At 53.3% G+C, this 24,984-nt stretch carries 21 protein-coding genes; 12 read left to right on the top strand and 9 right to left on the bottom strand.

Features of this window, described 5'->3' with window-relative positions; translation table 11 throughout:
- Positions 1 to 5 precede the first annotated feature (5 nt).
- A complete protein-coding gene (locus H6868_03760; protein ID MCB9988434.1) occupies positions 6 to 743 on the bottom strand; it encodes a hypothetical protein in 738 nt (245 codons plus the stop codon).
- 117 nt (positions 744 to 860) lie between these two features.
- Here H6868_03760 and rnr point away from each other — a divergent pair, with 117 nt between their 5' ends.
- Together rnr and H6868_03750 are read left to right on the top strand one after the other, a co-directional pair.
- Positions 861 to 3,122: a ribonuclease R gene (rnr, locus tag H6868_03755; GenBank protein ID MCB9988433.1), complete on the top strand. Its 2,262-nt coding sequence runs from the start codon at positions 861 to 863 to the stop codon at positions 3,120 to 3,122.
- 63 nt (positions 3,123 to 3,185) lie between these two features.
- A complete protein-coding gene (locus H6868_03750; GenBank protein ID MCB9988432.1) occupies positions 3,186 to 3,437 on the top strand; it encodes a hypothetical protein in 252 nt (83 codons plus the stop codon).
- Here H6868_03750 and H6868_03745 read toward each other — a convergent pair whose 3' ends face one another.
- Complete coding sequence (locus H6868_03745) at positions 3,438 to 3,926, bottom strand: histidine phosphatase family protein (protein ID MCB9988431.1); 489 nt, start codon at positions 3,924 to 3,926, stop codon at positions 3,438 to 3,440.
- Positions 3,927 to 3,985: 59 nt separating this feature from the next.
- On the opposite strand from H6868_03745, the gene H6868_03740 reads away from it, so the two are divergent.
- Both H6868_03740 and H6868_03735 read left to right on the top strand, forming a co-directional pair.
- Positions 3,986 to 5,251, top strand: a complete 1,266-nt coding sequence (locus H6868_03740; GenBank protein ID MCB9988430.1) for a glycerate kinase — start codon at positions 3,986 to 3,988, stop codon at positions 5,249 to 5,251.
- A gap of 70 nt (positions 5,252 to 5,321) precedes the next feature.
- On the top strand, positions 5,322 to 6,260 hold the full coding sequence (locus H6868_03735) for an HAD hydrolase family protein (GenBank protein ID MCB9988429.1): 939 nt from the start codon (positions 5,322 to 5,324) through the stop codon (positions 6,258 to 6,260).
- A gap of 5 nt (positions 6,261 to 6,265) precedes the next feature.
- Here the strand turns inward: H6868_03735 and H6868_03730 are convergent, their stop codons facing one another.
- Positions 6,266 to 8,314: a hypothetical protein gene (locus tag H6868_03730; protein ID MCB9988428.1), complete on the bottom strand. Its 2,049-nt coding sequence runs from the start codon at positions 8,312 to 8,314 to the stop codon at positions 6,266 to 6,268.
- A gap of 158 nt (positions 8,315 to 8,472) precedes the next feature.
- On the opposite strand from H6868_03730, the gene H6868_03725 reads away from it, so the two are divergent.
- Positions 8,473 to 10,053: a trehalose-6-phosphate synthase gene (locus H6868_03725; GenBank protein MCB9988427.1), complete on the top strand. Its 1,581-nt coding sequence runs from the start codon at positions 8,473 to 8,475 to the stop codon at positions 10,051 to 10,053.
- 112 nt (positions 10,054 to 10,165) lie between these two features.
- On the top strand, positions 10,166 to 11,089 hold the full coding sequence (locus H6868_03720; protein ID MCB9988426.1) for a ribokinase: 924 nt from the start codon (positions 10,166 to 10,168) through the stop codon (positions 11,087 to 11,089).
- On the opposite strand, the gene rnd is transcribed toward H6868_03720, so the two are convergent.
- Positions 11,086 to 12,234 (bottom strand): ribonuclease D, encoded by a 1,149-nt coding sequence (gene rnd / locus H6868_03715; GenBank protein ID MCB9988425.1) that lies wholly within the window; start codon positions 12,232 to 12,234, stop codon positions 11,086 to 11,088. The genes H6868_03720 and rnd overlap by 4 nt on opposite strands.
- A 141-nt stretch (positions 12,235 to 12,375) precedes the next feature.
- Here rnd and aspS point away from each other — a divergent pair, with 141 nt between their 5' ends.
- Positions 12,376 to 14,190 carry an aspartate--tRNA ligase gene (gene aspS, locus H6868_03710; GenBank protein ID MCB9988424.1) on the top strand — a complete coding sequence of 605 codons (1,815 nt, stop codon included), beginning with the start codon at positions 12,376 to 12,378 and terminating at the stop codon, positions 14,188 to 14,190.
- 398 nt (positions 14,191 to 14,588) lie between these two features.
- Here aspS and H6868_03705 read toward each other — a convergent pair whose 3' ends face one another.
- A complete protein-coding gene (locus H6868_03705; protein MCB9988423.1) occupies positions 14,589 to 15,281 on the bottom strand; it encodes a GGDEF domain-containing protein in 693 nt (230 codons plus the stop codon).
- Positions 15,282 to 15,599: 318 nt separating this feature from the next.
- Between H6868_03705 and H6868_03700 the strand changes: the two genes are divergently transcribed.
- The 3 genes from H6868_03700 to H6868_03690 all read left to right on the top strand — a co-directional run bounded on the left by H6868_03700 (position 15,600) and on the right by H6868_03690 (position 18,435).
- On the top strand, positions 15,600 to 16,514 hold the full coding sequence (locus H6868_03700) for a cell envelope integrity EipB family protein (GenBank protein ID MCB9988422.1): 915 nt from the start codon (positions 15,600 to 15,602) through the stop codon (positions 16,512 to 16,514).
- 86 nt (positions 16,515 to 16,600) lie between these two features.
- On the top strand, positions 16,601 to 16,978 hold the full coding sequence (locus tag H6868_03695; GenBank protein ID MCB9988421.1) for a response regulator: 378 nt from the start codon (positions 16,601 to 16,603) through the stop codon (positions 16,976 to 16,978).
- A gap of 26 nt (positions 16,979 to 17,004) precedes the next feature.
- Positions 17,005 to 18,435 (top strand): PleD family two-component system response regulator, encoded by a 1,431-nt coding sequence (locus H6868_03690; GenBank protein ID MCB9988420.1) that lies wholly within the window; start codon positions 17,005 to 17,007, stop codon positions 18,433 to 18,435.
- Here H6868_03690 and cysQ read toward each other — a convergent pair.
- From cysQ to H6868_03670, 4 genes are read right to left on the bottom strand one after another with little or no spacing between them, the layout of a single operon-like run.
- Positions 18,425 to 19,243, bottom strand: a complete 819-nt coding sequence (gene cysQ, locus H6868_03685) for a 3'(2'),5'-bisphosphate nucleotidase CysQ (GenBank protein ID MCB9988419.1) — start codon at positions 19,241 to 19,243, stop codon at positions 18,425 to 18,427. The genes H6868_03690 and cysQ overlap by 11 nt on opposite strands.
- Entirely contained in the window at positions 19,243 to 21,147 is a 1,905-nt protein-coding gene (gene cysC / locus H6868_03680; protein MCB9988418.1) for an adenylyl-sulfate kinase, read from the bottom strand. Before cysC ends, cysQ begins: the two co-directional genes overlap by 1 nt.
- Positions 21,148 to 21,150: 3 nt before the next feature.
- A complete protein-coding gene (gene cysD, locus H6868_03675) occupies positions 21,151 to 21,948 on the bottom strand; it encodes a sulfate adenylyltransferase subunit CysD (protein MCB9988417.1) in 798 nt (265 codons plus the stop codon).
- Positions 21,949 to 21,954: 6 nt separating this feature from the next.
- A complete protein-coding gene (locus H6868_03670; GenBank protein ID MCB9988416.1) occupies positions 21,955 to 23,304 on the bottom strand; it encodes a UDP-glucose/GDP-mannose dehydrogenase family protein in 1,350 nt (449 codons plus the stop codon).
- 244 nt (positions 23,305 to 23,548) lie between these two features.
- Here H6868_03670 and H6868_03665 point away from each other — a divergent pair, with 244 nt between their 5' ends.
- On the top strand, positions 23,549 to 24,331 hold the full coding sequence (locus H6868_03665) for a SapC family protein (protein MCB9988415.1): 783 nt from the start codon (positions 23,549 to 23,551) through the stop codon (positions 24,329 to 24,331).
- Positions 24,332 to 24,365: 34 nt separating this feature from the next.
- The gene (locus tag H6868_03660) at positions 24,366 to 24,956 is read left to right on the top strand and encodes an entry exclusion 1 domain-containing protein (protein MCB9988414.1); all 591 of its coding nucleotides are present in this window, start codon (positions 24,366 to 24,368) and stop codon (positions 24,954 to 24,956) included.
- Positions 24,957 to 24,984: the final 28 nt, after the last annotated feature.

Below are 24,984 nucleotides of genomic sequence, written 5' to 3'. Positions count from 1 at the left end.
TATTTCTAAAACGGTGTATGGGTTCGCCGCGGATAAGTCGGTTCATAGGCCGAATCTTCCGGGAGACCTATATATTCAAGAAGTTTCCGGCGTAACGTTTTATCGTCCTCGGCGACGAGCAAAAACTCCTTACCGGCCCATACTGTCACGGGTTGCACAGGATCGGATATATCGAAGTAATCAATGCTGTCAAACGCCACAAGACCTCTTGAAACAACATGACCGTTCTCGTCATGCTCGATAACTTTCATCGAGGACACATTTTTCCGTTCAAATAACGCAGAGACATCCTGAAAGGAAAGTCTTTGCCCCGTTTCATGATCGACCGGGATGAATTCTTCACCGCCGACAAAGTACCCGTCCAGATCATATATGTTCACCGTCACAATGACCGCCCCTGTATCAGGCAATACAAAAACCCCGGACAAGCTATTCAAATTAAGCCAGATATCTTTGGTTTCATCCGGATCTGCGGGTTTTGTTCTTATGAGAGGAACGCCCGCCTTTTCAAAAGCTGTCCGGCAAGATTTCACGTTTTCCCGCGAGGACAAAGAATATACGTTTCCGGGCGCTTCCGGACCAATATCGTCCGGGTGCTTTTCTGTTAAGGCCAATACATTGGCCCTGGCAACATACAAGCGCACATCACCTCCCCCTGCCTCTTCAGAAAAGCCTACAATCCGGGTCACCGGGAAAGACGTCTTTTTCCTGAAAATACGTGCATCAATTGTTGGCGTTTCCATATCCGTTTTTTTGTTCCGCTATTGATTGCCATAATCTTGGAAAAGGTTTAGCTGAAGGGTGGACGGCCTGTCAAACAAAACTATCCATTCCCTGCTTTTCCTGCTAACACGGTAGGTATGGATAAAAAACACGCACCGCCTTCCAAGGAAGAGCTTCTCGATTACATCAAGGCCATGGCCACGCCGGTCGATAAACGCGATCTGGCGCGGGCGTTTGGTATCAAGGGCGATGACCGGATCATCCTGAAAGATATGCTGCGAAGCCTAGAGGCTGACGGGTTGATCGTCAAACAAACGGGGGGCGATTATACCGTTCCTGAAGGCTTGCCGCATGTTGCCGTCCTGGAAATCATATCGGTCAGTATTGACGGCGACGTCTTTGCCCGGCCCTCGGACTGGAGCGAAGACCTGCAGGGACCGCCCCCGACCATCGAGATACTTCCCGACAAAAAGAACCGTCACGTAGGGGGCGTCGGTGATCGTATCCTGACACGGCTGCACCGCGTATCAGAGCGGGAATATGAAGGCCACGTCATCCGAAAGCTAGACACACCGCGCTACCGCGCACTTGGTCTTGTGACACGCGACAGCCGTGGAACCTATGTTTTACACCCGACCGACCGCAAGGCCAAATATTCGTTCGACATCCCGCAAGCCGACCTGAACGGCGCAGAACTCGGCGATCTGGCGCTGGGGGAAATCCAGCCCGCGCGCGGGATGAAGCGCAAGAAAGTCCGCATTGTCGAGGTGATCGGCAAGCGTGACGATCCCAAGGCCATCAGCTTGATTGCCATTCACGAACAGGGGCTGCGCAGCGAATTCCCCGATATCGTCATTCAGGAAACCAAGTCCATGACCGTGCCCGATTTAAAGGGACGGGAAGATTTGCGGGATATTCCGCTGGTGACGATTGACGGTGCCGATGCCCGCGATTTTGATGATGCCGTCTTTGCAGAGGCGACAGATGATGGCGGCTTTCACCTGATGGTGGCTATTGCCGATGTGTCTTATTATGTGCGCGCGAATACGGAGCTGGACCGCGAAGCATACTTACGCGGGAATTCCACTTACTTCCCGGACCGGGTGGTACCGATGCTGCCCGAAGCGCTGTCTAATGATTTGTGCTCTCTGCGCCCCCATGAAAACCGGGCGTGTATGGCCGTTCACATGTGGATTGACGCGCATGGGGCGATCAAAAAATACAAATTTGTACGCGGCCTCATGCGGTCGGAAGCCCGGTTGATTTATGAACAAGTACAGGCGGCGCGCGATGGGCTACAAGACGATGTAACCGGCCCCTTGATGGACACCGTCATCAACCCGCTTTACGCGGCCTATGATGTTCTCTGGCGAGCCCGCGAAAAACGGGGCGCTCTTGATCTGGACCTGCCGGAGCGGCAAATCCTGATCGACGATCAGGGCAATATGACCGGTGTCAAACAGCGCGAGCGGCTGGATGCCCACAAATTGATCGAGGAATTCATGATCCTCGCTAATGTCGCGGCGGCCAGCGCACTGGAGGACAAGCGCGCGCCCTGCGTTTACCGGGTGCATGAGCCACCTTCGCCGGAAAAACTGGACGCGGCCCGCGAATTTCTGACCAGCTTCGACCTGTCGCTCCCCAAAGGACAGGCGATCAAACCGGCCCAGATCAACCAGATTTTGCACAAGGCGGCCAAACTGCCTTATTCCCACCTGATTAGCACCGTGATTTTGCGTTCGCAGTCGCAGGCTGTTTACAGCCCCGACAATGCCGGCCATTACGGTCTGGCCCTCCATAAATACGCTCACTTTACCTCGCCGATCCGGCGCTATGCCGATTTGCTGGTTCACCGCTCTCTGGTCGGCGCCTATGGCTTTGGCCCCGGTGCACTGGATCAGGAGCAAGAAGTCCGTCTGGCCGAAATGAGCGAGCATATTTCCACCACCGAGCGCGCCTCGATGATGGCCGAACGCAGCGCCGTCGACCGGTTCACCGCGGCATATCTTTCCGACAAGATCGGCGCCCAGTTTTCCGGGCGGATTACCGGCGTGACCCGCGCCGGGCTTTTTGTCGAACTGCACGAAACCGGGGCTGACGGTTTTGTCCCGATGCGCTCTTTGCCTGACGATTACTATATCCATGACGAGCACCAGCATGCCCTGATCGGTCGGAAAAGCCGCCGGATATACCGCATGGGCGCCGCCGTCAGCGTTAAAATCCACGAGGCCAGCGGTCTGACCGGATCGACGATTTTCATGTTAACCGGCGCCAGTCTTGACGGGGCCGATATTCCAGGGATTAAGCTGAAAGCGCCGCGGCCACAAGCGGACCACCGCGGCAAGGGCGGAAACAGGGCAAAAAATAAAAAACAACGATACGGGAAACGAAAGAAATAAAGCGTTGATTTTTATATATCGATATGTCAAATAAATATCTTTGTTGATGTTTAAAGAGATGAGATGATGAGTATTCCCGGCTTTATTTTCAGAGGATCGCTTCTGGCGGCTCTTTTTTACCCGGTAGCCGCAGGAATTCACAGTTGTTCCCAGCATTCGGTTACACCCCAACAGCCTTTATCCAACTCTTCCGTAAAAACATTCGGACACGAAGCCGGCGATCTTTACAAAAAAGAGTTCGATGTCGTCAAAGGGACCGTCGTATGCGCAGCCAACGCCCTTCATGGCGTTAACTGCTTCAACAACAAGCCATAATTAGATCACATCTACCAGATGTCCATCCCCCGGCATAAGGGATTCCCAATCTTCGGCCTTTATTTCAAGCCGCGCCAGCGCGCCCGGCGCAAAACACATCATTTTTCCGGTTAAAAACCTGACCAGATCACCCACACCGGGGTTATGGGCCACAACCAGCAACGATTCGCATGACGGCGGCGCGGTCTGGATGCACTCATAAATTTCGCTCGCCAGCGCATTGTAGAGATTTTCCGGATAAATCGCCGCGCAATCCAGCGCCAGCGCATCCAGCGTTTCCTTGGTCCGCCGGGCTGGTGAACACAGCACATAATCAAGATTGTAACCGGCCTGCTTCAGGCGCTGGCCGAGCGTTTTGGCATCAGATTTCCCCTTGTCTGTCAGGGGCCGGATTCTGTCGCTTTCGGCATTAAAGGCCGCTTCCGCATGCCGGAGAATGTAGAGAAATCGTTTGCCCATTTGAAAATCGTTTGCCAGAGACCGTTTCACGTGATTAATTCTGCCTGAGTTTAACAGAAACCAGACAAGCAAAGCCATATATTCCGATCATGACATCCCCAGATTACAAACAGATTCTCCTTGGTGCCTATGATGTTGCCGTTGCGGTATCGCGGCCTGAAAACGGCATGACGCCCTATATCCCGGCAAAGCCCAAGGGCAAAACCTATATCATCGGTGCCGGGAAAGCCGCTGCGCGTATGGCACAGGTCTTCGAAGAGCTGTGGGATCACGATATGGAGGGCATGGTCATCACCCGCTATGGGCACAAGCTGCCGACAAAGATCATCCGGGTGATTGAAGCGGCCCACCCCGTCCCCGATCAGGCCGGGATGGACGGCGCCAAGGACATGCTCGCTTTTCTGGAACAAACAACCGCCGATGACCTGGTCGTATGCCTGCTGTCCGGCGGCGGATCCGCCCTGTTGACCTGTCCGGCGGACGGTATTGATTTTGCCGATATTCAGACGCTTAACAAACAGCTTCTTGCCTGCGGCGCCGGCATTCACGAAATCAACACCGTGCGCAAACATCTTAATCAGGCTTTTGGCGGTAAACTGGCCAAAGCCGCCGCGCCGGCCCGGCTGGTCACCCTGTCGATTTCCGATGTGGCGGGCGATGATCCTTCGACGATTGCCTCCGGCCCGACGGTCGGCGATCCGACGACACTGGAAGACGCGCGGGCGATCCTGAAAAAATACGATATCCAGACAACACAGGCGATTGTCGATTATCTAAACGACCCGGCCCATGAAACGCCGAAGCCCGACGATCCGGTCTTTGCCAACACGGAATACCACCTGATTGCCACGCCGCAAAAGGCGCTGGAAGCCGCCGCGGCTTATATTCAGGAGCGCGGCTTTACGCCCTATATCCTGTCGAGCGAAATTGAAGGCGATACCAACGAGGCCGCCGGATTTCATGTTGCGCTTGTGAAACAGGTTTTGCGACATAATCAGCCCGTAAAACGGCCCTGTGCTCTGATTTCCGGCGGCGAGACCACCGTAAAACTGACCGGCACCGGCGATGGCGGCCCCAACACCCAGCTGATGCTGGCGAGCGCGTTGCTGCTCAACAGGGCAGACGGCGTTTATGCCCTGTCCTGTGACACGGACGGTATCGACGGCAACAAGGATAATGCCGGAGCGACGATTGATTCAACGACCATGAAACGGGCCGAAGCCGCCGGTTTGAATGCCAAGGCTTTGCTGACGAACAACGATTCTTATGCGTTTTTCGATGCGCTCGCCGATCGTGTGGCGCCCGGCCCGACCCATACCAACGTCAATGATTTCCGTATATTCCTGATCCTGTAAAATTTGCACTTTATGACAATATAAATTATAAAGGCTCTGTTTTTACAAACACGACAGGGGGACCCTTCCTATGACGGACGGTCAAAAATGGCTGCTGATTCTGGATTTTGATAACACGCAAGCGCCGACAAAACATCAGGAACTTCAAGCCAGCCCGGCGCTCCCCTATAGCTTTTTGCTTAAAGATATGGCTGAAAGCGGCGCGTTGCCGCTGATTCATTGTACGGGCCGCTCCCCGGTGCATATCATCCGCGACATCGAAAACAGTCAAAGTGCCTCATTGCCCGGACCGCATGCCGCCCGCACACCGATGATTTTAGCCAGTGTCGGGACCGAAGCGTTGCTCTGGGACGAGGAACAGTCTCTTTATGTTCCGATGGACAGATTAATCAAGCAGGACGCTGCGGGATTTTTCGAGGAACATTACGAAACGCTGCGCGCTGTGATTGAAAACACGCCGGGCCTGAAATTGCAGGAAGACGCGTTTCTCGGCCCTCATAAAATCAGTGGCTGGAAAGATCCGAAGACCACGATGAGCAATGAAGAGCTTTATGATGCTCTTCTGGATACATTGAAAGTCTATGAAATCAATCCTGATGACCTATCAATCACGGCGTCAATGCAGACAAAATTCGCCGTTGACCTGACCCCCAAGGGCGCAACCAAGGGCAATGCCATTCGTTTTGCCGCCTGGCATTACGATGTGCCGTTGAAGAACGTTTATTATGGCGGTGATTCCATCAACGACCTGGATGGAATGCTGGTCGAAGATATTAACATTATCCTGCCCGGCAATGCGCAGGATAGCCTCGTACAGGCCGTTGAGCAGCATATTGAGGACAAAAGCCGGATTTATAAGGCCCAAGCCCCCTACGCCCAAGGCGTTTTCGAAGCCTTGGTTCATTTCGGGCGGCTGGAACAGGAACCAACTATCCCCCATCATCTGGCCGGCCTTGCTCAATGGCGCCCCCAGAACCCTGCCAAGCCGCCACATACGCTCAGACTGTAACGGCTTTATTTCGCGGCGACCCTCAGCCATGCAACCTGATAAGGTGCCAGCGTCAGGGACAAGCCGTGGGCCGCGATCTCATGGCTTTCGCTACTCAGCATATCCACCGCCTGAAGCGTATTGGCGACCTCTTTGGGAATATAGGGCGCCCCTATTTCCCCCAGTGCCGGACGCTCAATGAAAACCTGTTGCGGTTCCGGCGTGCAGTTTGTCAGCGTAACAACCTTTTCCTTGCAGTGCGGGCTGTGACGCAAGATCGAATAGACCGGGCGCGCCCCTGCGGCTTGTCCCTCGACCGTTGCTATACCCACATCACACAGGGCATAAGGACTAAAGGCCGGAGAGCTTTGACGCGCCTCGATGAGCTGTTTTTTGCGATTGAATATCTTGTTCCGTAACATCTCGTAGTTCGTTTCCGGGTTTGTCAGCGCTTTTTCGAACTCATCAGCCTTGACCAGACCGCGGTTTTTATTGCGGCGATGACCGGCCAGCTCATAGAGGTACTCATCATTGAGCAAAGATGTAATCACGCCCATATAATCGGCAGGAACGCAGTGCGGCGCCGTATAAATAAAGGACTGCGACGCCATGAACCGGTCAACGATTTCGTCAATTTCCGCATCCGTCAGGCGGTTTCCGCGCAAGGCCGCCGATTCCGGCGGTGACAAGATCGCCTGCGTCCAGGTAATGCAGGCCTCGTAAGGCACCCGCACCGTTTCGCCATCCACGATTTTGCTCTTGTAATTGATCCCGCCGCCCCGGCGCTCGATTTGATGAAGCAGGAAATTCAGGGCGCTCATGCCTTCCGGCTCCTCTTTGACCTCGGCCATTGGCAAAACACCAACGCCATCATGCGAATTGGTAAAGGCCAGACCAATCCATTCCGGGTTTTTATTGCGCTCTTCCGCCCATTTCAAAATAGCACCGGCGTCCTCGCGGTAAATCGTGAACAAGGACAGCGGCGCCGAAGGAAATTCATAGACCAGATGTCCCTCATCGTTGTTCTGCCCATAGTATGTCTTGATAACGCTCTCGGTCGCGTTGACTTCCGGAACCAGAGTCACCGACGGCGCCACGTCCCGCAGGAACGCCCGCATGGCTTTCAAAACATTATGCGTTTCCTCGATCCCAAAGCAATCCGTCAGGGCTTCCCGGTCCTCAACGCCCAGCATCTTGACCAGGTATCCGATCGCATCGAGGCGAATCCAGCTGGCGCCCTGCCCGACGAAATCCTTGACCAGCGCCTCCATGATTTCACAGAACACACGCGGGTCTTTAATATTGATATCAGCCTGTGTTTCACTGAAGGTACACCAGACGTTTTTGGTTTCGCCCTTGCTGTTGGTGTAGGGAATCACCGGGTGATGTTCCCGCGGACGGAAAACCGGCGCGAGATTCAATTTATCAAGCTTGTCTTGCGGAATTGTTATAAAGAAATCCTCATAACCCGGCTCGTTTTCAATGAATTTTTCAAACAAATCGCCTTTGGCTGACAAATGGTTCAGCACAAAATCAAACATCAAGCCGGCTTTGGCCTCCATCAAGTCTTCGGGCGTACCGTATTTCGGATCCATCCGGTAGTTCATAGCTTCAAATCCGCCATCAGCGCGGCTCGACGGGCCTTGCATGCCTTCATGGATGATCGGGCTGGGAAAATGCGGCAAAATGTGAAGATGTGAGTATAACCCCGCAAGGTTTTCATTGAAAAATTCGCTCAGAACCGGGGCGGGCTTTATGCCATCCTCGACTTCGATGTGATCAACATAAGCAATACAAAGCGCCGTTTTTTCATTAAAGCGGCTATGGTGGGTGTAATGTTCGTCGGCATCACGCAAAAACGCCGGTTCGTTCTTTGCCAGCCATGATGCCAGATCTTTCAGATGCTCCCGTATGCCGCGCAATTCATCCAGCGTGTACAGGCCACGGTTAACGCCGTTCCACTCATGCTCAACCAGCAAAGCGTCAATCCGGTCCAATGTTTCTTCGCGCAATTTTGTGTTCGGCAGGCTCTTCGTTGCTTCACCCGTGGGAAGCGTCTGAATGTTATCTTTCACTTTTTTTTCCTCTATTATCCCGTGAAAGACTCACTTATAAGCTAAACAAATATTTTTCGGCAACAAAAACTATTCCAATATATTTTGTTTGCATTTGGCATAATACATAGATTATAACCTTGCGACGGTGTGAATATATTAAGAGGGTGAACTGGAAAATGCGGACTGATACATCCCATATTATTGTCCTGAAAGGATTGGCCGGGCCGGAAAACGATATCATCGTTGACCATATGAAGAAAAAGGGGAAGCCCTGGCTTTATCAAAACCCCAGAATCAATCACTGGGCCCACAGGCCAACAGCATGGCTAAAAGAACAAGCCGACAAAGAAAAACTTAAATATCGTCTGATCGTGCCCTGGTCTCCGCCCAGCGGAGCAGATGCCGAGATCGACCCTGATCTAAAAGAAATTGCAGATCGTTTGAATATCACGTTCGTTCCCGTTCCCAGAGAAATGAACGAACTGGCCAAGGGCTTTGACGCTTACGCCAAAGGATTTTGGCATAACACCCCGGATGACGCTTTTCCATACGATGAAGACGAATTCAAAGCCTTTCGTGGAATCGACACCATCATGGCTGATGCCACGGTTTCTTATGCCAAGACAGAAATGGCAGAGGGACGGAAACCGGTCGTTAACATCCAGAATAAAGACTTCTATTTCGCCGTCGGTGATATCCGTGATCGCATGCCCCATGTACCGATCACATTTTTCCTGCATCAGGCCGTGACTGGCAGCCTTAAATCGTTAGAACAGATGGAAAGGCTGGATGACGTTATAGATAGCTTGATACAAGCCGATACCCTGTTTTTCCATTCGCGCCGTCAAGCCGATAACTTTGCGCGACTGGTTGTTGAGCGGGGCCGAACGTTTACACGGAAAATCGATCATATCCCCCTTGGCGTGGATATTGATCTTTGGAAAGAAAAACCTCTTAGCTTGGAAGCTCAACGTTTTTCCGAACATGCACTTGATATGGCCGACGGCCGTAAAATTCTTGCTGCCGTTGACCGGTGCGATCGGTTCAAAAACATCCCCGAACGCATGAAAATGGTCGATGCCTATCTTGAGCGCTTCCCGGATGAACAAGACAAAATTGTTTTGATGCAGGCCGTGCCGCTATCAAACGGTGGCGGTAAAGACAACCCGTACGCCGCCCTCAATAACGAAATTATGTCGACGATGGAAGCCATTAATCAAAAATGGGAAGCCCGGGGCATTAGAGCGCCTATTATCAAGCTGAACAATATCCGTGACGAGAAACCTGACGATCGGTTGAATTACGATGAAATTGCAGGCCTTTCTCGCGCTCTAACCACCAAAGGCGGCGTTTACGTTGTCAGCTCAACGGATGAGGGCTATCACATGGGTATCGCCCAATGCGCCATCATGCGTGACTCCCTGTATAAAAACCCATCATTCGAGCATTCAGGGCTGGTGGGACACTGGGTTAGTATTAACGCCGGATTCTACGACCAAAACGATGACATCTGTCATCCTCTATATCCTAACGATATAGAGAGATCCGTGAAATCTCTCAGAGAAGCCCTGAGAGAAAACACGCTGCACAGAACGATCAATCAAACGCACAGGATTGTAAAGTTCCTGAAGAAAAACACCCCGGAAGACTGGGCCAGACGTCAGCTGGAAGAAGGCGAAACAATACTTGAACGTAAACCCGGTTACGCACCCGCTATGACGATCAACGACCAGCAAAACAAGAAAACGCTGGGTTAAAGAAACTCCTTACTTTTTTATCAACGCCTCCCTTGCTGTTAGCGGGGGAGGCGTTATAATCCCTTAACAGCGCGCGGCCGTCACGGTCGATGTGCAGAAGGGAAGGTTTGGCATGATTATCGTATTTGGCTCTAACGTACTGGATCAGTTTTTTCAGCTGGCGGATTTGCCGCCCAAAGACACGGCCATTCACCTCGAAACCCACCATGAAGCCCCCGGAGGCAAAGGCGCGAACCAAGCCATAGCGGCTGCCCGGGCCGGGGCGGACGTTAAATTTTACGGCGCGCTGGGACAAGGCGGCCACGGACGGCAGTTATTCAAAAATCTGGCCGCGCATGAAGTTGACGTATCCGGCATTGAATTCCTTGATATGCCCTCGGGCATGGCCGTCATATTCGTCGATGAAACGGATGGCACCCACCGGGTCGTCGTCAGCCATGGCGCTAATCTGAAAGCGCGGGAAAGCACAATCCCTGACAAAGAGCTTAACAATGACACAACGGTTCTTGTTCAGGCCGAGCTGCCGCTGGTTGAAACTGAATCCCTGGTGCGCCGCGCCAAATCGAAAGGCGCCCGGACCATCATGAACCTGGCCCCGGCCAACCCGTTATCCGAGGATGCCCTGCGGCACCTTGATTTCCTGATTATGAACGAGCATGAAGCTGACGGACTGGGAGAAACGCTGGGTCTGGATACAAAAGACAAATTTGCCTTCGCCCGGAGCCTTCATGACAAATTCGGCACAACCGTGATTATTACTCTGGGTCCGGACGGAACTATTGCCTGCACCGATGAAGGGCTTTTGAGCGTCCCGGCGCTAAAAGTAAAGCCGATTGACACGATCGGCGCGGGGGATGCGTTTTGCGGTTATTTCGCGGCGGCGCTGGATCAGGGGCTCTCACTGGACGAAGCCTTGCGGCGAGCCTCGGTGGCCGGGTCACTGGCCTGCACCCGGATCGGCGCGCAAAGCGCCCTGCCCCCGGCCAAAGATGTCGACATGTATGCCGCCGATATCTCTATTGAAAAAGCAGCCTAGAGTTCCAGTTTTTCGATTTTACCGTTCCGCAAGGTCAATCCCAGACGCCCCTTCAAAAGCGCCTGTGCCTCTTTGCCGAACACGTCGTAGCGCCAGCCGCGCATGGCCGGTATTTCCTCACGCTCGTCACGGGCCAGATCCTCAAGATCGTCTGCAGACGCAATCAATTTGGCGGCAACGCCGTGCTCCCCGGCCTGAATCCGCAGCAACATTTTCAGCATTTCCAAAGCCGGGCCTTTTTCGATGGGCAGGCGCTGTTTACGCTGGACATGGGGGCAGTCTTCCTTGGGCGTATCCAGCCCTTTTTTCACAGCTTCCAGTACATTCTTGCCCAGTTTTCCCCGGGCCATATCGGCAGAAAACCCACGCAAATGTGACAAGGTATCAACCGTTTTAGGTGTTTGCAGGGCAATTTCCGCCAGCGTGTCGTCCTTCAGGACGCGCGGCCGGGGGATATCGCGGCTTTGCGCTTCGCGCTCGCGCCATGCCGCCAGTTCGCGCAGCACCGCCAAGGTCCGGGGCTTGTCAGAGCGGATTTTCACACGCCGCCATGCCTCTTCCGGTTTGTTTTGATAGGTATCGGCACTGGTCAGGATCGCCATTTCTTCTTCTTCCCAGCCCAGACGGCCCCGATCAGCCAGTTCGGCCTTTAATTTCCCGTACACATTGCGCAAATGCGTTACGTCATCGAGCGCATAGACAAGCTGTTTGTTCGACAAAGGCCGCCGGGACCAGTCCGTGAACTGCTGAGCTTTATCAAGCTGGACGCCCGTGATTGTCTGTACCAGATTGGAATAACCGACCTGATCGCCATACCCGCAGACCATGGCCGCGACCTGCGTATCAAAAATCGGATGGGGAACTTTGCCCATCATGTTGTAAAAAATCTCAAGATCCTGCCGCGCGGCATGAAAAACTTTCACGACATTTTTATTGGCCAGAAGATCAAACAGCGGGGTCAGGTCAAGGTCGCCGACCAGCGGATCAATCGCCGCCGGTTCGCCGTCCGGCGCGGCGACCTGAACAAGGCATAGCAGCGGATAATAGGTTTTTTCCCGCAGGAATTCGGTATCAATGGTGATAAAGGGCGCTTGCGAAAGGTCAGCGCAGAGCGCATCCAGTTTGTTTTGTTCGGTGATAATCATGACATCTCTTTTAAACGTGAAGAGAGCAAGACGCCAATAAATAATTTTATATGTCTCGGTAAAAAACCTTGGCGTTTAGGGGCCGGGACGGTTATAAAAGCTTTTTCGGCAAACAGATTAAAACCAAAGGGATACCGATTTATGCACGCCTATCGCACGCACCATTGTGGAGAGCTTCGTCAAGACCATGACGGCCAGACCGTTCGCCTGTCCGGATGGGTCAGCCGTAAACGCGACCATGGCGGAGTGCTGTTCATTGATTTGCGCGACACATATGGCCTGACGCAGTGCGTTGTGGATGAGGGATCGCCGTTGCTGGCCGAAGCCGAGAAATGGCGCCCGGAAAGCACGATCACAATTACCGGCAAGGTTCGCCTGCGCCCCGGTGAAACGGCGAATGCAAACCTGCCGACCGGCGCGATTGAAGTTTACATCGACGAAGCGACCTTGCAGGGCGCCGCCGAAATCATCCCGTTTCAGGTGGCCGAAGATGACGGGGTTGGCGAAGATACCCGCCTGAAATACCGTTATCTTGACCTGCGCCGGGAGGGCATGCATTCCCGCGTGCGCCTGCGCAACAATGTCATTTCATCCATGCGCCGCCGCATGTGGGATCAGGGCTTTCAGGAATTCAACACGCCGATTATGACGGCCTCCTCCCCCGAAGGGGCACGGGATTACCTGGTTCCCTCCCGTTTGCATCCGGGGAAATTCTATGCCCTGCCGCAGGCACCGCAGCAATTCAAACAGCTTTTGATGGTATCGGGCTTTGACAAATACTTCCAGATCGCCCCGTGTTTCCGGGACGAAGACGGCCGCGCCGACCGGCTGGCCGAATTCTACCAGCTCGATATGGAGATGAGCTTTGTCACGCAGGATGACATTTTCAACACAATGGAGCCTGTGATCGGCGGCATTTTCGAAGAGTTTTCCGATTGGACCGGCAAGGCGCACAGCGTTACCGGCACACCGTTCCCGCGTCTGACTTACAAGGAAGCGATGATGAAATACGGCACCGACAAGCCGGATTTGCGCAACCCGCTAGAGATCATCGACGTCACGGAAATCTTCGCCCGCGACGATGTGGAATTCAAAGCCTTCAAAGGCATCATCGACAAAGGCGGCGTGGTTCGCGCGATCAAGGCACCGGGTGTCGGTGACAAGCCGCGTAGCTTCTTTGACAAGCTGAACGACTGGGCGCGCGGCGAAGGAGCCGTGGGTCTGGGATATATCCTGTATGCCGACGGCGAAGGCAAAGGGCCGATTGCCAAATTCGTGCCGCCTGCCGCACAGGACGCCATGAAGGAACTGGCCGGGCTGGAAAACGGCGATGCGATTTTCTTTGTCTGTGATCTTGAGAAAAAAGCCGCGCCGATGGCCGGAAAAGCCCGCGATGCGATTTGCAACGCCATGGAGTGCCGGGAGTCCGGCGTTTACAAATTCTGCTGGATTGTCGACTTCCCGATGTATGAGCTGAACGAAGAAACGGCCAAGATCGACTTTTCGCACAACCCGTTTTCGATGCCGCAGGGCGGCCTGAAGGCGCTGAATACCGAAGATCCGCTGGAGGTTCTGGCGTGGCAGTATGACTGTGTTTGCAACGGGTTTGAATTGTGCTCCGGGGCGATCCGGAACCATTCTCCCGAGCTGATGGAGCGCGCCTTTGCGATTGCCGGGTATGACCGCGAGGTGCTGGAGAAAAAGTTCGGCGGGATGCTGAACGCCTTTAAATACGGGGCTCCGCCGCACGGTGGCTGCGCCTTCGGGATAGACCGTATCGTAATGTTATTGGCCAATGAGCCGAACCTGCGCGAAGTTTACGCCTTTGTCATGAACGGCCGTTATGAAGACGTGATGATGGGCGCCCCGTCCGAAGCCACGCCGGAGCAGCTCAAAGACCTGCACCTAAAGCTGAACCTGCCGAAGGACAAGGTGAAGGTCGAGGACGCGGCTTAATCCTATCTATCTTGTCATTGCGAAGGAATGTATATGACCGAAGCAATCTTCTGGATTGCCGCGTCGGCCTTAACGGCCTCCTCGCAATGACGGGTTTCCTGTAAAATCCCGGACCATCGCCATCAGAGCGTTTTCGCTTTGATTTGAACACGAGGCAGTCAAGGCGCGGCGCGCGCAGCGTACATAAAAGTACGTGAGCACGAAAGTACGTGAGCACGCCAAGGCCGAAGGATAACGAAGTGTACGCCCAAATGGGAAATGCTCTGGGAAAAAGGTTGGCCCGGTGACATGTTGGGGACACATCAACCGGGCCGGGGGTATCGTCTGCCTAGGGTTTGGGTTCACGGTTAGGGAGGGTTGGCAGACGAAAACCAAACGAAAACCGTTTTTAAAAACTCTTATTCCGCAGCAATGCTCTCTTTCCGGGATTCAATCCCTGTGCCGAAAAATCGCTGGACCGTATCTCCCTTGCCATAGGCACGCAGGCAGACACTGGCCCGGACGGGAAGTTCTTCCCCGTGCCAGGCCAGTGCCAGATTATTCAACTGCCGGACGAGTTCTTGCGCCCTTGCAGCAGCTGATCCCTGTGTTGTGTTGGAGAGTAGGAGAACAAAATTATCATCTTCCAGACGGCCGGCGGCATCCATCAGGCGAATGCTGCCCGCCAGGGCATGCCCGACCAGCCGCAAGCAGGCATCGCCCGCCAGAAAACCATGTTCGGCCTGGATTGTCTGGAAATTATCGACATCGATCAGCAGCAACAAGCCGCCATCGCTCAAATTACGTTCGCAGCGCGCCAATTCGCGGGAAAAAGCCTCACAAAAGCCGCGGCGATTTAATACCCCTGTCAACTCGTCGGTCGTCGCCAGATTTTCCAACTGGCTGATTCTTATTGTTTGTTCGTTCAGGCGTTGTTCGGCGCGCGCCAGCATCCGGCCCGCTTTTTCAAGCAATGTCAGAATACGGTGCGGCACCTGATGGCCGTCATTATCGCGGGGACGGCGCAGCAATCCGGCCAAAACGGCATTTTTCCCGTCAACCTGTCCGGCTTTGGGCATGCCTGTATTATATTTTACAAAGTTCGTTGTCATCGCCGATCCGTTTGTCCGTAAAAACATCTCTTTTTGTTTCAAACAATGGTTTTAAAAAACCGTCACCCAAAATGCGAAAGCCAAGCCTTCATGAGAAAAGACCTTGCGAGGATCGTGCCAACCGGGACAAATAAATTTTTTCATTTAAATTCAATATATTAACAGGGTATAACTTCCCATCCTCCACGCGGCATTTTTAACCGCCCTTCCCTATCCGGGCTATTTTTGCCTGCGGGGTCGGCAATAATTGCCACAGAAGGATCGAAAACGGCATTGTTGGCTCTTTGCCCGGCCGGTTTTATCCTTTATGATAGAAGAATGATTAAGCTTTCCCCTGACCGTTATATTTATCTGCTGATCGCTTTTATCGCGGTACTGGCTTTTATTGACCTGAAGGGAAGCCCGGCGGGCAAGGAACCGCCTGCGCCGCAGCCCATGACTGAAGCGCTCGTTTCCAGAGATTCCGCTGTGAAACCGGCACAGATCATCGACGGGCTGGCCGCCCATAAAGCCCTGTACGAGATCGAAATGACGGCCCGGCGCAGCAGCGCCCAAATTCTGAACATCAGCGGCCAGATGTTTTTCGAATGGCGCCCTGTCTGCGAGGCATGGACATCGGATCACCAATTTAACCTGACATACGAGTATGCCGAAACCGCGCCGATGCATATCACCAGCGATTTTTCGACCTACGAAGCCTTTGACGGCGAAAGTTTTAACTTCAGTTCCCGGCGCAGCCGTAACGGCGACATCTATGAGGAACTGCGCGGAAGAGCGGAAAGCCCTCCCGGCAAGGAAGGAACCGTTTCCTATACGATCCCGGCTAATTTTTCTCTCGATTTGCCACCCGGCACCCTGTTCCCGGTCAGTCATACGATGGCCCTGATCGCGCAGGCCCGGAAAGGCAAAAAATTCTTTAATGCCACGGTGTTCGACGGCAGCGACGAAGACGGCCCGGTTGAAATCAATGCCTTCATCGGCAAAGAGCTTTCCCCGGAAGAGAAAATCAAAGACCGCGCCAATGTCGACCAAACTTTTCTCGACACCAGAGCCTGGCATGTGCGCATGGCCTTTTTCCCTTTGGCCGAACCGGCCGCCGATTCCGATTATGAAATGGATGTCGTCTTGTATGAGAACGGCGTCATCGGCGATATGCTGGTCGAATACAAGGATTTTTCGGTGACACAAAAGCTGGTGGCGCTGGAAAAACCCAAAACATCGCCATGTCATTAAAAAAATTAAGGTTTTCGCAAATATTTACCGGCTAATATAAATATCGTGATATAAAGAGGAACTGTTTTCACTAACAATAAAAAGTCATGGCACAAACCGTACTGATCGTCGAAGACAATGACCTGAACATGAAGCTTTTCCATGATCTTCTGGAAGCGCATGGCATTGACACAATCCAGACCAAGGAAGGCAACAAGGTTCTGGAACTGGCGCGGACACACAAGCCTGACCTGATTTTAATGGATATACAGCTCCCCGAAGTTTCCGGCATGGACATTACCAAGTGGCTAAAAGCCGACGAGGAACTTAAATCAATTCCGGTGATTGCCATTACGGCCTTCGCGATGAAGGGCGATGAGCAAAAAATCCGTGAGGGCGGCTGTGAAGACTATATCTCCAAGCCGATTTCCGTTTCTACATTTATTGAAACAGTCCAGAAACATCTGGGTACAGATAAAGATTAAAAAAACAAAAGAGGGGCTGCTGAACAATGTCTGCGCGTGTTTTGGTCGTCGATGATATTTTACCCAACGTTAAGCTGCTGGAAGCCAAGCTGAGCAGCGAGTATTACGACGTCCTGACGGCCACCAGCGGCGAGGAAGCCCTTCGGAAAGTTGAGAGCGATCGCCCCGACATCGTTTTGCTGGATGTCATGATGCCGGGCATGGACGGCTTTGAAGTCTGCAAGAGAATCAAGGAAAACCCCGCCGCGGCCCATATCCCTGTGGTAATGGTGACGGCGCTGACCGACAATGTCGACCGGGTGCGCGGTCTGGAAGCCGGAGCTGATGATTTCCTGAGCAAACCGGTCAACGATACTGCGCTGATGGCGCGGGTGCGGTCTCTGGTTCGTTTGAAAATGACCGTTGATGAGTGGCGCACACGGGAAACGACGGCTTCACAGCTTGGCGTTACCGATGAAAATGCGTCTGTGATGAACGAGCCTGTCGAACATGCCCGTGTTCTGGTCGTTGAAGATCAGGAATTCGAAAGCGATAAAATCGTCGATATCCTGAAACAGGATGACGACACGACTGTTACCGTGGAATCCGGTATGCAGGCGATGGAACAGGTTTCCCAGCATGAAGCCTTTGACCTTTTGATTGTAAGCCTGAACCTGAAACAGGAAGACGGGCTGCGCTTGTGCTCTCATTTGCGTTCCAACGAAAAGACCCGCTCTATCCCGATTTTGATGATTGGCACCGAGGATGATATGCCGCGCATCGCGCAAGGATTGGAAATCGGCGCCCATGATTACATTATCCGCCCGGTTGACCGTAACGAATTGCTGGCCCGCGCCCGCACACAAATCCGGCGGAAACGTTTTCAGGAACGTCTGCGGGCCAATTACGAGGTGAGCTTGTCGATGGCGCTTACTGATTCCCTGACGGGGCTGTATAACCGGCGTTACATGGAAGTCCACCTTCAAAAACTTCTCCAGAAAAACCAGGAAAGCAAGAAAAGCCTGTGTGTTCTTCTTTTGGATATCGACCATTTCAAGGATGTCAACGATACCCATGGCCACGGTGTCGGGGATGAAGTTTTGAAGACGTTTGCGTTTCGCCTGCAGGATAATTTGCGGAGTTTTGACCTGGTGGCCCGGCTGGGCGGTGAGGAGTTTGTCGCCATCCTGCCCGACACGTCGGAAGATATGTCCCAGTTGATTGCCGAGCGTCTGCGACGCTCTATCTGCGACAAACCGTTTAAATGCAGCACGCCTGACGGAGAACTTAGCATTTCAACATCCATCGGCGGTGCCCTGATTGACCATAACGGCCACAGCGTTGAGGAAGTACTGGAGCGCGCCGACAAAGCGCTTTATCAGGCAAAGGACAGCGGCAGAAACTGCACCGTATTCGAAGATATTGGTAAACTCGACCCCGATAAATTCAAAATCGGCGACCGCCAGCTTATTGAGTAATCACACTATCCGCCGGCGCGGCAATGAATTCAGGATTCAGGAATTTCCGTCCGGCATGACCGTAGCTCATTTCCACTCCGTCCATATCCGTCATAGCGCCCCCGGCGCTCAGCAAAACTGCATGTCCCGCCGCGATATCCCATTCACAGGTCGGGCCAAAACGCGGGTACAGATCGGCCTTACCAGCAGCCACAGCGCAAATTTTCAGGGATGAGCCTTTTTTCAGGACTTTGGCTACTTTCTGGCCGTCGAGAAATTTAGCCAGCTTTTCATCACTGCCGTGAGAACGGCTGGATACAATGGTCAAACCTTCCTTGGGCGGGCGGCGGACATGAATAGACTTTTCCTTGTCGGTGTCCTCCAGCCAGCGAATTGCCGTTCCCGGACCGCTTCCTGCGTAAAGTTCGCCCTTCACCGGCGCATAAACGACGCCCAGAATCGGTTTATTTTTATGGATCAGGGCGATGTTGACCGTGTAATCGCCGCTGCCGGAGATAAATTCCTTGGTCCCGTCCAAAGCGTCGACCAGCCAGAAATAGTCCGCCCCGGTCAGACCGGGAATCCGCCCTTCTGCCACCGCTTCCTCGCCGATAAACGGGATGCCGGGCAATATGTCAGACAGCGCTTTTTCAATCAACGTCTCGGCTGCCCGGTCGGCTTCGGTCACAGGCGAACCATCCCCCTTGGCTTCCGCGCCCTGATAGCCGCTCTCATCAAAATATTCGAGGGTGACTTCTCCGGCTTCCCGTGCCACGCGGCGCACCATGTTGCACAGAGCCGTTGGATGAGCGAGGAGTTTTTCAGACATTATCCGGCCACCGCTTTACTGTCTTCCTTTACAACGATTTGCGCTTCGATGTAGTCGATGACCTGCTGTACACAGGTTTCAACATCGTTGTTTTGGGTGTCGACGACCATTTCCGGGTTTTCCGGCGGTTCGTACGGTGAATCGATCCCGGTAAACTCTTTAATCTGTCCGCCACGAGCCTTTTTATACAGCCCCTTCGGGTCACGGCCTTCGCAGGTCGCCAGATCGGCCTTGACGTAGATTTCGTGGAACCGCGCCGGGGACGCCTTACGCGCCCGGTCCCGGTCTTCCCGATACGGCGAAATAAAGGCCGTCACACAGATATTTCCGGCATCGGCCATCAGCGCCGCGACTTCCCCGATACGGCGAATGTTTTCGGCCCGGTCTTCCGGCGAAAATCCCAAATCGGAGTTCAATCCGTGCCGCACGTTATCGCCGTCCAGAACGTATGTGTGATAGCCGCGCTCAAACAAGGCGCGTTCGACCGCGATGGCCAATGTCGATTTTCCGGCCCCGGACAAACCCGTAAACCAGAAAACCGCGCCATAATGGCGGTTTTGGCGGGCACGCGCTTCATAGCTGGTCAGGGATTCAACCTGATAGATATTCTGCGCCACCGGCTTTTCAGCCCGGCGCTGGTCGGCATAGCCCTCCATCGAGATCGTTCCGCCCCCGGCCACATCATGCCCGTCATAGAGCACCAGACGTCCCATGCGGCTATTGTCGATGTAAGGATCAAGAGGCAGCAATTCCCGCGCCCGCAACGTGATTTCCGCCACGGCATTGCGTTTCACTTCACCGGCCTCGCCGCTTTGCGCGAGATCCTGAGTATCAATAACACGTTCGATGGATTGCACAGAAACCGTTGATTCCTGGGTGCCATAGCGGACCTTGTAAGAATTTCCGACCTTCATCGGCCGATCCGCCAGCCAGAAAATATTCGCCCGGAACACATTCGACAGCATCGGCGGATTTTTCACGTGCGAGCCGACATGGCCGCGCTCGACAAAAATCTTGTCGTCGAGTGTAATCCCGATCGACTCGCCCGCACGGGCTTCGACTTTGTTCTCGTCATGCGGCCAGACCGCCAAAGACGTAACCGTCGCCTCTTCCCCCGTCGGGGAGAACATCAACTTATCCCCTTTGCGCAGGATGCCGGTTTCAACGCGGCCGACGATGTAGCGTTTTTTATCCTGATGGTAAACATCCTGAATCGGGAAACGAAGAGGCTGCGCCACAGGCGGCATCGCCACTTCGAAGCTGTCGAGAACAGCCGTCAGTGCCTTGCCTTTGTACCAATCCATATGCTCGCTACGCTGGGCAATCATATCGCCGTGACGGGCAGAAATCGGTACGATGTGGCTGGCATGCAGGCCAATCGAAGATAAATAACTCTCTACTTCGCGGGAGACTTGAGTGAAACGCTCCGCATCGTATTCTACCATGTCCATTTTGTTGATGACCACGGCCACCTGACGCAGCCCCAGCAAATGCAACAGGTAAGCATGGCGGCGGGTTTGTTCGCGCACCCCTTCGGTCGCGTCAACAACCAGAACCGCCGCATCAGCCGCGGCCGCCCCGGAAATCATGTTCTTCAGAAATTCGCGGTGGCCCGGCGCGTCAATAATCACGTAATCGCGGGCTTCCGTTGAAAACCAGATTTGCGTGGTATCAATGGTGACGGCCTGATCGCGCTCTGCCTGCATCGCATCGAGCACAAACGACCATTCAATCGCTTCGGCTCCGCGTTTTTTCGAGATTTTCTGCAGCTCTTCAAACTTGCCTTCGGGCAGCGAATCCGTATCGTAAAGCAAACGCCCGATCAGGGTCGATTTCCCGTGATCGACATGGCCGACGATGACAACACGCAGTTGCTGGTATTTAAGAGGAGAATCGTTGGTCATTGTCTACATGTATCCTTTTTCGCGCAGTTTTTCGAAGCTGTCTTCAGCTTCATGGTCCATCGCGCGCCCGGCGCGCTCAGCCGTTTTGGTCGTTTCCAGTTCGTGAATAATATCGTCGATGGTTGCAGCGTCGCTTTTAATCGGGAAGGTAATGTTTTTCTCTCCCAGCGAACGATAACGCATGCCATCTTTGGCAAAGTAAAGCGGGACGGTCGGGATATTCTCGCGCTTGGTATAGCGCCAGATATCAATTTCCGTCCAGTGCAACAGCGGGTGAATCCGCACATGGCACCCATCGGGGAATTCGGTTTTATACTGGTCCCAGAATTCGGCGGGCTGGTCCTTGAAGTCCCATGTCCCGTCCAGCGTCCGCGGGGAAAACACCCGTTCCTTGGCGCGCATGGATTGTTCATCCCGGCGAATACCCGCGATAATGCCGCGATATTTCTCGTTTCTCAGCAGGTTTTTCAACCCTTCGGTTTTACGCATCGCCGCGCGGGTTGCCGGCGGCAGGGTCTGGTCCATCTCTTCTTCGGGCGGGCACAGCTCGACTTTCAGCGGCAGGTTCCATTCCTTGACGAGATTATCGCGGAATTCATAAACTTCAGGCAATTCCATTTCGGTATCAAGCTGGACCAGCGGAAACGGCACCCGGCCATAAAACGCCTTGCGGATCAGCCACAGCATTACGTTTGAGTCTTTGCCAATCGACCACAGCATGGCCAGCGGCTCAACGCGATTATAGGCCTCGCGCATGATGTAGATTGATTTGGCTTCCAGTTCGTCTAGATAGGGATACAATGTCGTCTACGCTCCTGTTGCTTCTTTTAATTTTTGTACCGATGGCTTTATGGCATCGCGGCCAATGGACACATAATGAAAGCCCGTGCTTTCCATGTCCGCCGTTTTATATACGTTGCGCAGATCAATCAAACATTTTTCCGCCATCACCGCGCCCAGCTTATCAAGGTCCAGCGCGCGGAATTCATTCCACTCGGTCAGAATAACAAGCGCATCCGCCCCCGCCGCCACATCATAGGCATTGTTTGCCCATTCCACGTCATCAATCCATTCACAGGCGGCTTCCATAGCTTCGGGATCGTAAGCCGCGACTTTAGCCCCGGCCTGTTGCAGCATCGGGATAATCGTCAAAGACGGCGCATCGCGCATGTCGTCGGTATTCGGCTTGAACGCCACGCCCAGAATGCCGATCCGCTTGCCGTGCACATCCCCGCCACATGCCGCGACGATTTTGTCAGCCATACGCGCCTTGCGGTCTTCGTTCACGGAGACAACCGTTTCGACGATACGCTGCGGCGCGCCGTATTTCTGGCCCGCGCGGGTCAACGCCAACGTGTCTTTCGGGAAGCAAGAGCCTCCGTAACCCGGCCCGGCATGCAGGAATTTACCGCCGATCCGGCCATCAAGGCCGATCCCCTTGGCAACTTGCTGCACATCCGCGCCCACCTGTTCGCACAAATCGGCGATTTCGTTGATGAAGCTGATTTTGGTCGCCAAAAAGGCATTGGCCGCATATTTAATCAGCTCCGCCGTTTCCGGACTGGTGAACAAAATAGGCGTTTCGTTGATAAAGAGCGGGCGGTAGATATCACGCATAACTTTTTGCGCGCGCTCTGACGCCACGCCGACAACAACGCGGTCTGGACGCATAAAGTCGTCAATCGCCGCGCCTTCGCGTAAAAACTCAGGATTGGAGGCCACATCAAAATCCGCGCCGGGCGCCGTTTCGCGGACAATGCGCTCGACTTCCTTTGCCGTCCCCACAGGAACAGTGGATTTGTCGACGATCACCGTATAGCCGTCCAGATTTTCGGCAATCTCCTGTGCCGCCCCGTAAACGTAGGACAGGTCTGCATCCCGCCCGTAGCGGCGTGACGGCGTCCCCACCGCAATAAACACGGCGTCAGCTCCCTTCACCGCCGGCGCGATATCGGTTGTAAACTCAATCCGTCCCGCATCAATCTGGCGCGCCAAAAGATCATCCAGACCGGGCTCGTAAATTGGTATTTCTCCGTTCTTCAGACGCTCAATCTTGCCCGCGTCTTTATCGACACAAATAACCGTATGACCGAACTCGGCAAAACATGTCCCGGAAACGAGACCAACATAGCCGGTTCCTACCATGACAATACGCATTTTCAACCTCCACAGCCTGTATTTTCTGCTTTTCCCGCGGACCCTACCTTATTTTTTATCCGCAAGAAAGACCGGATTATGCTTTCTTTTATTTTTTCTTGAAAAGCAATATGTCAACATGATAGATGTCTGTACAACAAAATACACAAATGGATCCGCAAGTTTTCTTGAGTTTAGCTGTAAAATTGTATAAACACTTAGGCTCGGGATTTTTACTGGAACTATTTTTTGCGAGGAAGAGACAATGGCAAAGAAACAAGAAACAACACAAGAAAACCAAGGCGGAGCCGCGGCGACCCTGCCATTGTTTTACACTTCTCCGACACCGCTGGATGCTAAAAAACATGCCGATATGGGGCTGAAAAAGGATTTCGGCTTCGGGTTCACACGCGGCGTTAATGCCGTCCCGGTCAACATGATCGAAATGCCGCAGATTTGCCATTTCTATCCCATCGCTTTTTCTCCGGACCAAAATGCTACGCCGGTGGCTTTGCTCGGCCTGAGAGACAACGAAAACCTGTTTTTGAACGATAAAGACCAATGGCTGGAACATTCCTATATTCCGGCTTACATCCGTCGTTATCCCTTTATTTTTTCCGAAATGCCGGACAGCGAACAGCTCACGCTCTGCATTGATATGAACGACAGCGTTGTCGACAGCGCCAGCGACCAAAAGTTTTTTGATGCTGAAGGCAAGGCCAGCGCACTGTCACAAAATGCGCTGGAGTTTTGTAAATCCTATCACGCGGCCGCCCAGCAAACGCAAGAGTTCTCAAAAGCTCTGGCCAATAGCGGCCTGCTGGTAGAACGCAGCGCAGAGATCAATGTCGGTGGCGACAAGAAAATCAGCTTTTCAGGATTCCGGATCATCGACGAGCAAAAACTGGCTGAGCTGTCTGATGAAGACTTTATGGAATGGCGCCGCAAAGGGTGGCTGCCCTTTATTTACGCGCACCTGTTTTCCGGTTCACAGTGGCAACGCCTGACGGTTCTTCTGCGGGAGCGTATGGCGAACGAAAGCAAATAGCTTACAATTTCATCCTTAAAGGAGGATTACAATCATGGCTAAAGTCGGCGCGCAGCGTGCTGCAGAATTAACAGGCAAATCAAAGTCCACTATTCAGCGGGCAATGAAAAGCGGTAAGATTTCCTACGAAGTCGATAATAATGGTCGCCGCCTGATTGATGTGTCGGAACTGGATCGCGCTTTTGGTCTAACCTCCCAGGCAAGCAGCCCGGCCGAAGACAAAACGGTCGAAAATGAAATTGAAAAAGCCTCCCAGATCCTCGAGATGGAACGCATGAAAATGCGCATCCGGATGCTGGAAGACCAGATCGAAGCCAGCAAGGATACGATTGAAGACCTGAAAGAACAGCGCGATCAGTGGCAAAAACAGGCCCAGCAAGTTCTGCTGACCAGCCAGTACAGCCAAAAACAGGCTGAAGAGCTAAAAGAAGAGCTGAAGGAACGGGAGCGCCGTTCGCAAATCCGTCGCCAGCAAAAAATGGAACAAAGCCGGGTGGGCAACGAAAACCGGAAAACCGGTCCCATCGAAAAACAACGGCAGGCTGATAAGAAATCCTCTTTCAGCGGATTGTGGCAAAAAATCCGGGGTCCGGAAACAAACAGCAAACAAAAAGCCGCCAGCTAGTTTGCCTTTCATATATTTTTCTCAAAAG

The sequence above is a fragment of the Rhodospirillales bacterium genome (assembly GCA_020638175.1).
Taxonomy (GTDB): domain Bacteria; phylum Pseudomonadota; class Alphaproteobacteria; order Micavibrionales; family Micavibrionaceae; genus JACKJA01.
This window is presented reverse-complemented; position numbering and strand designations above follow the sequence as displayed.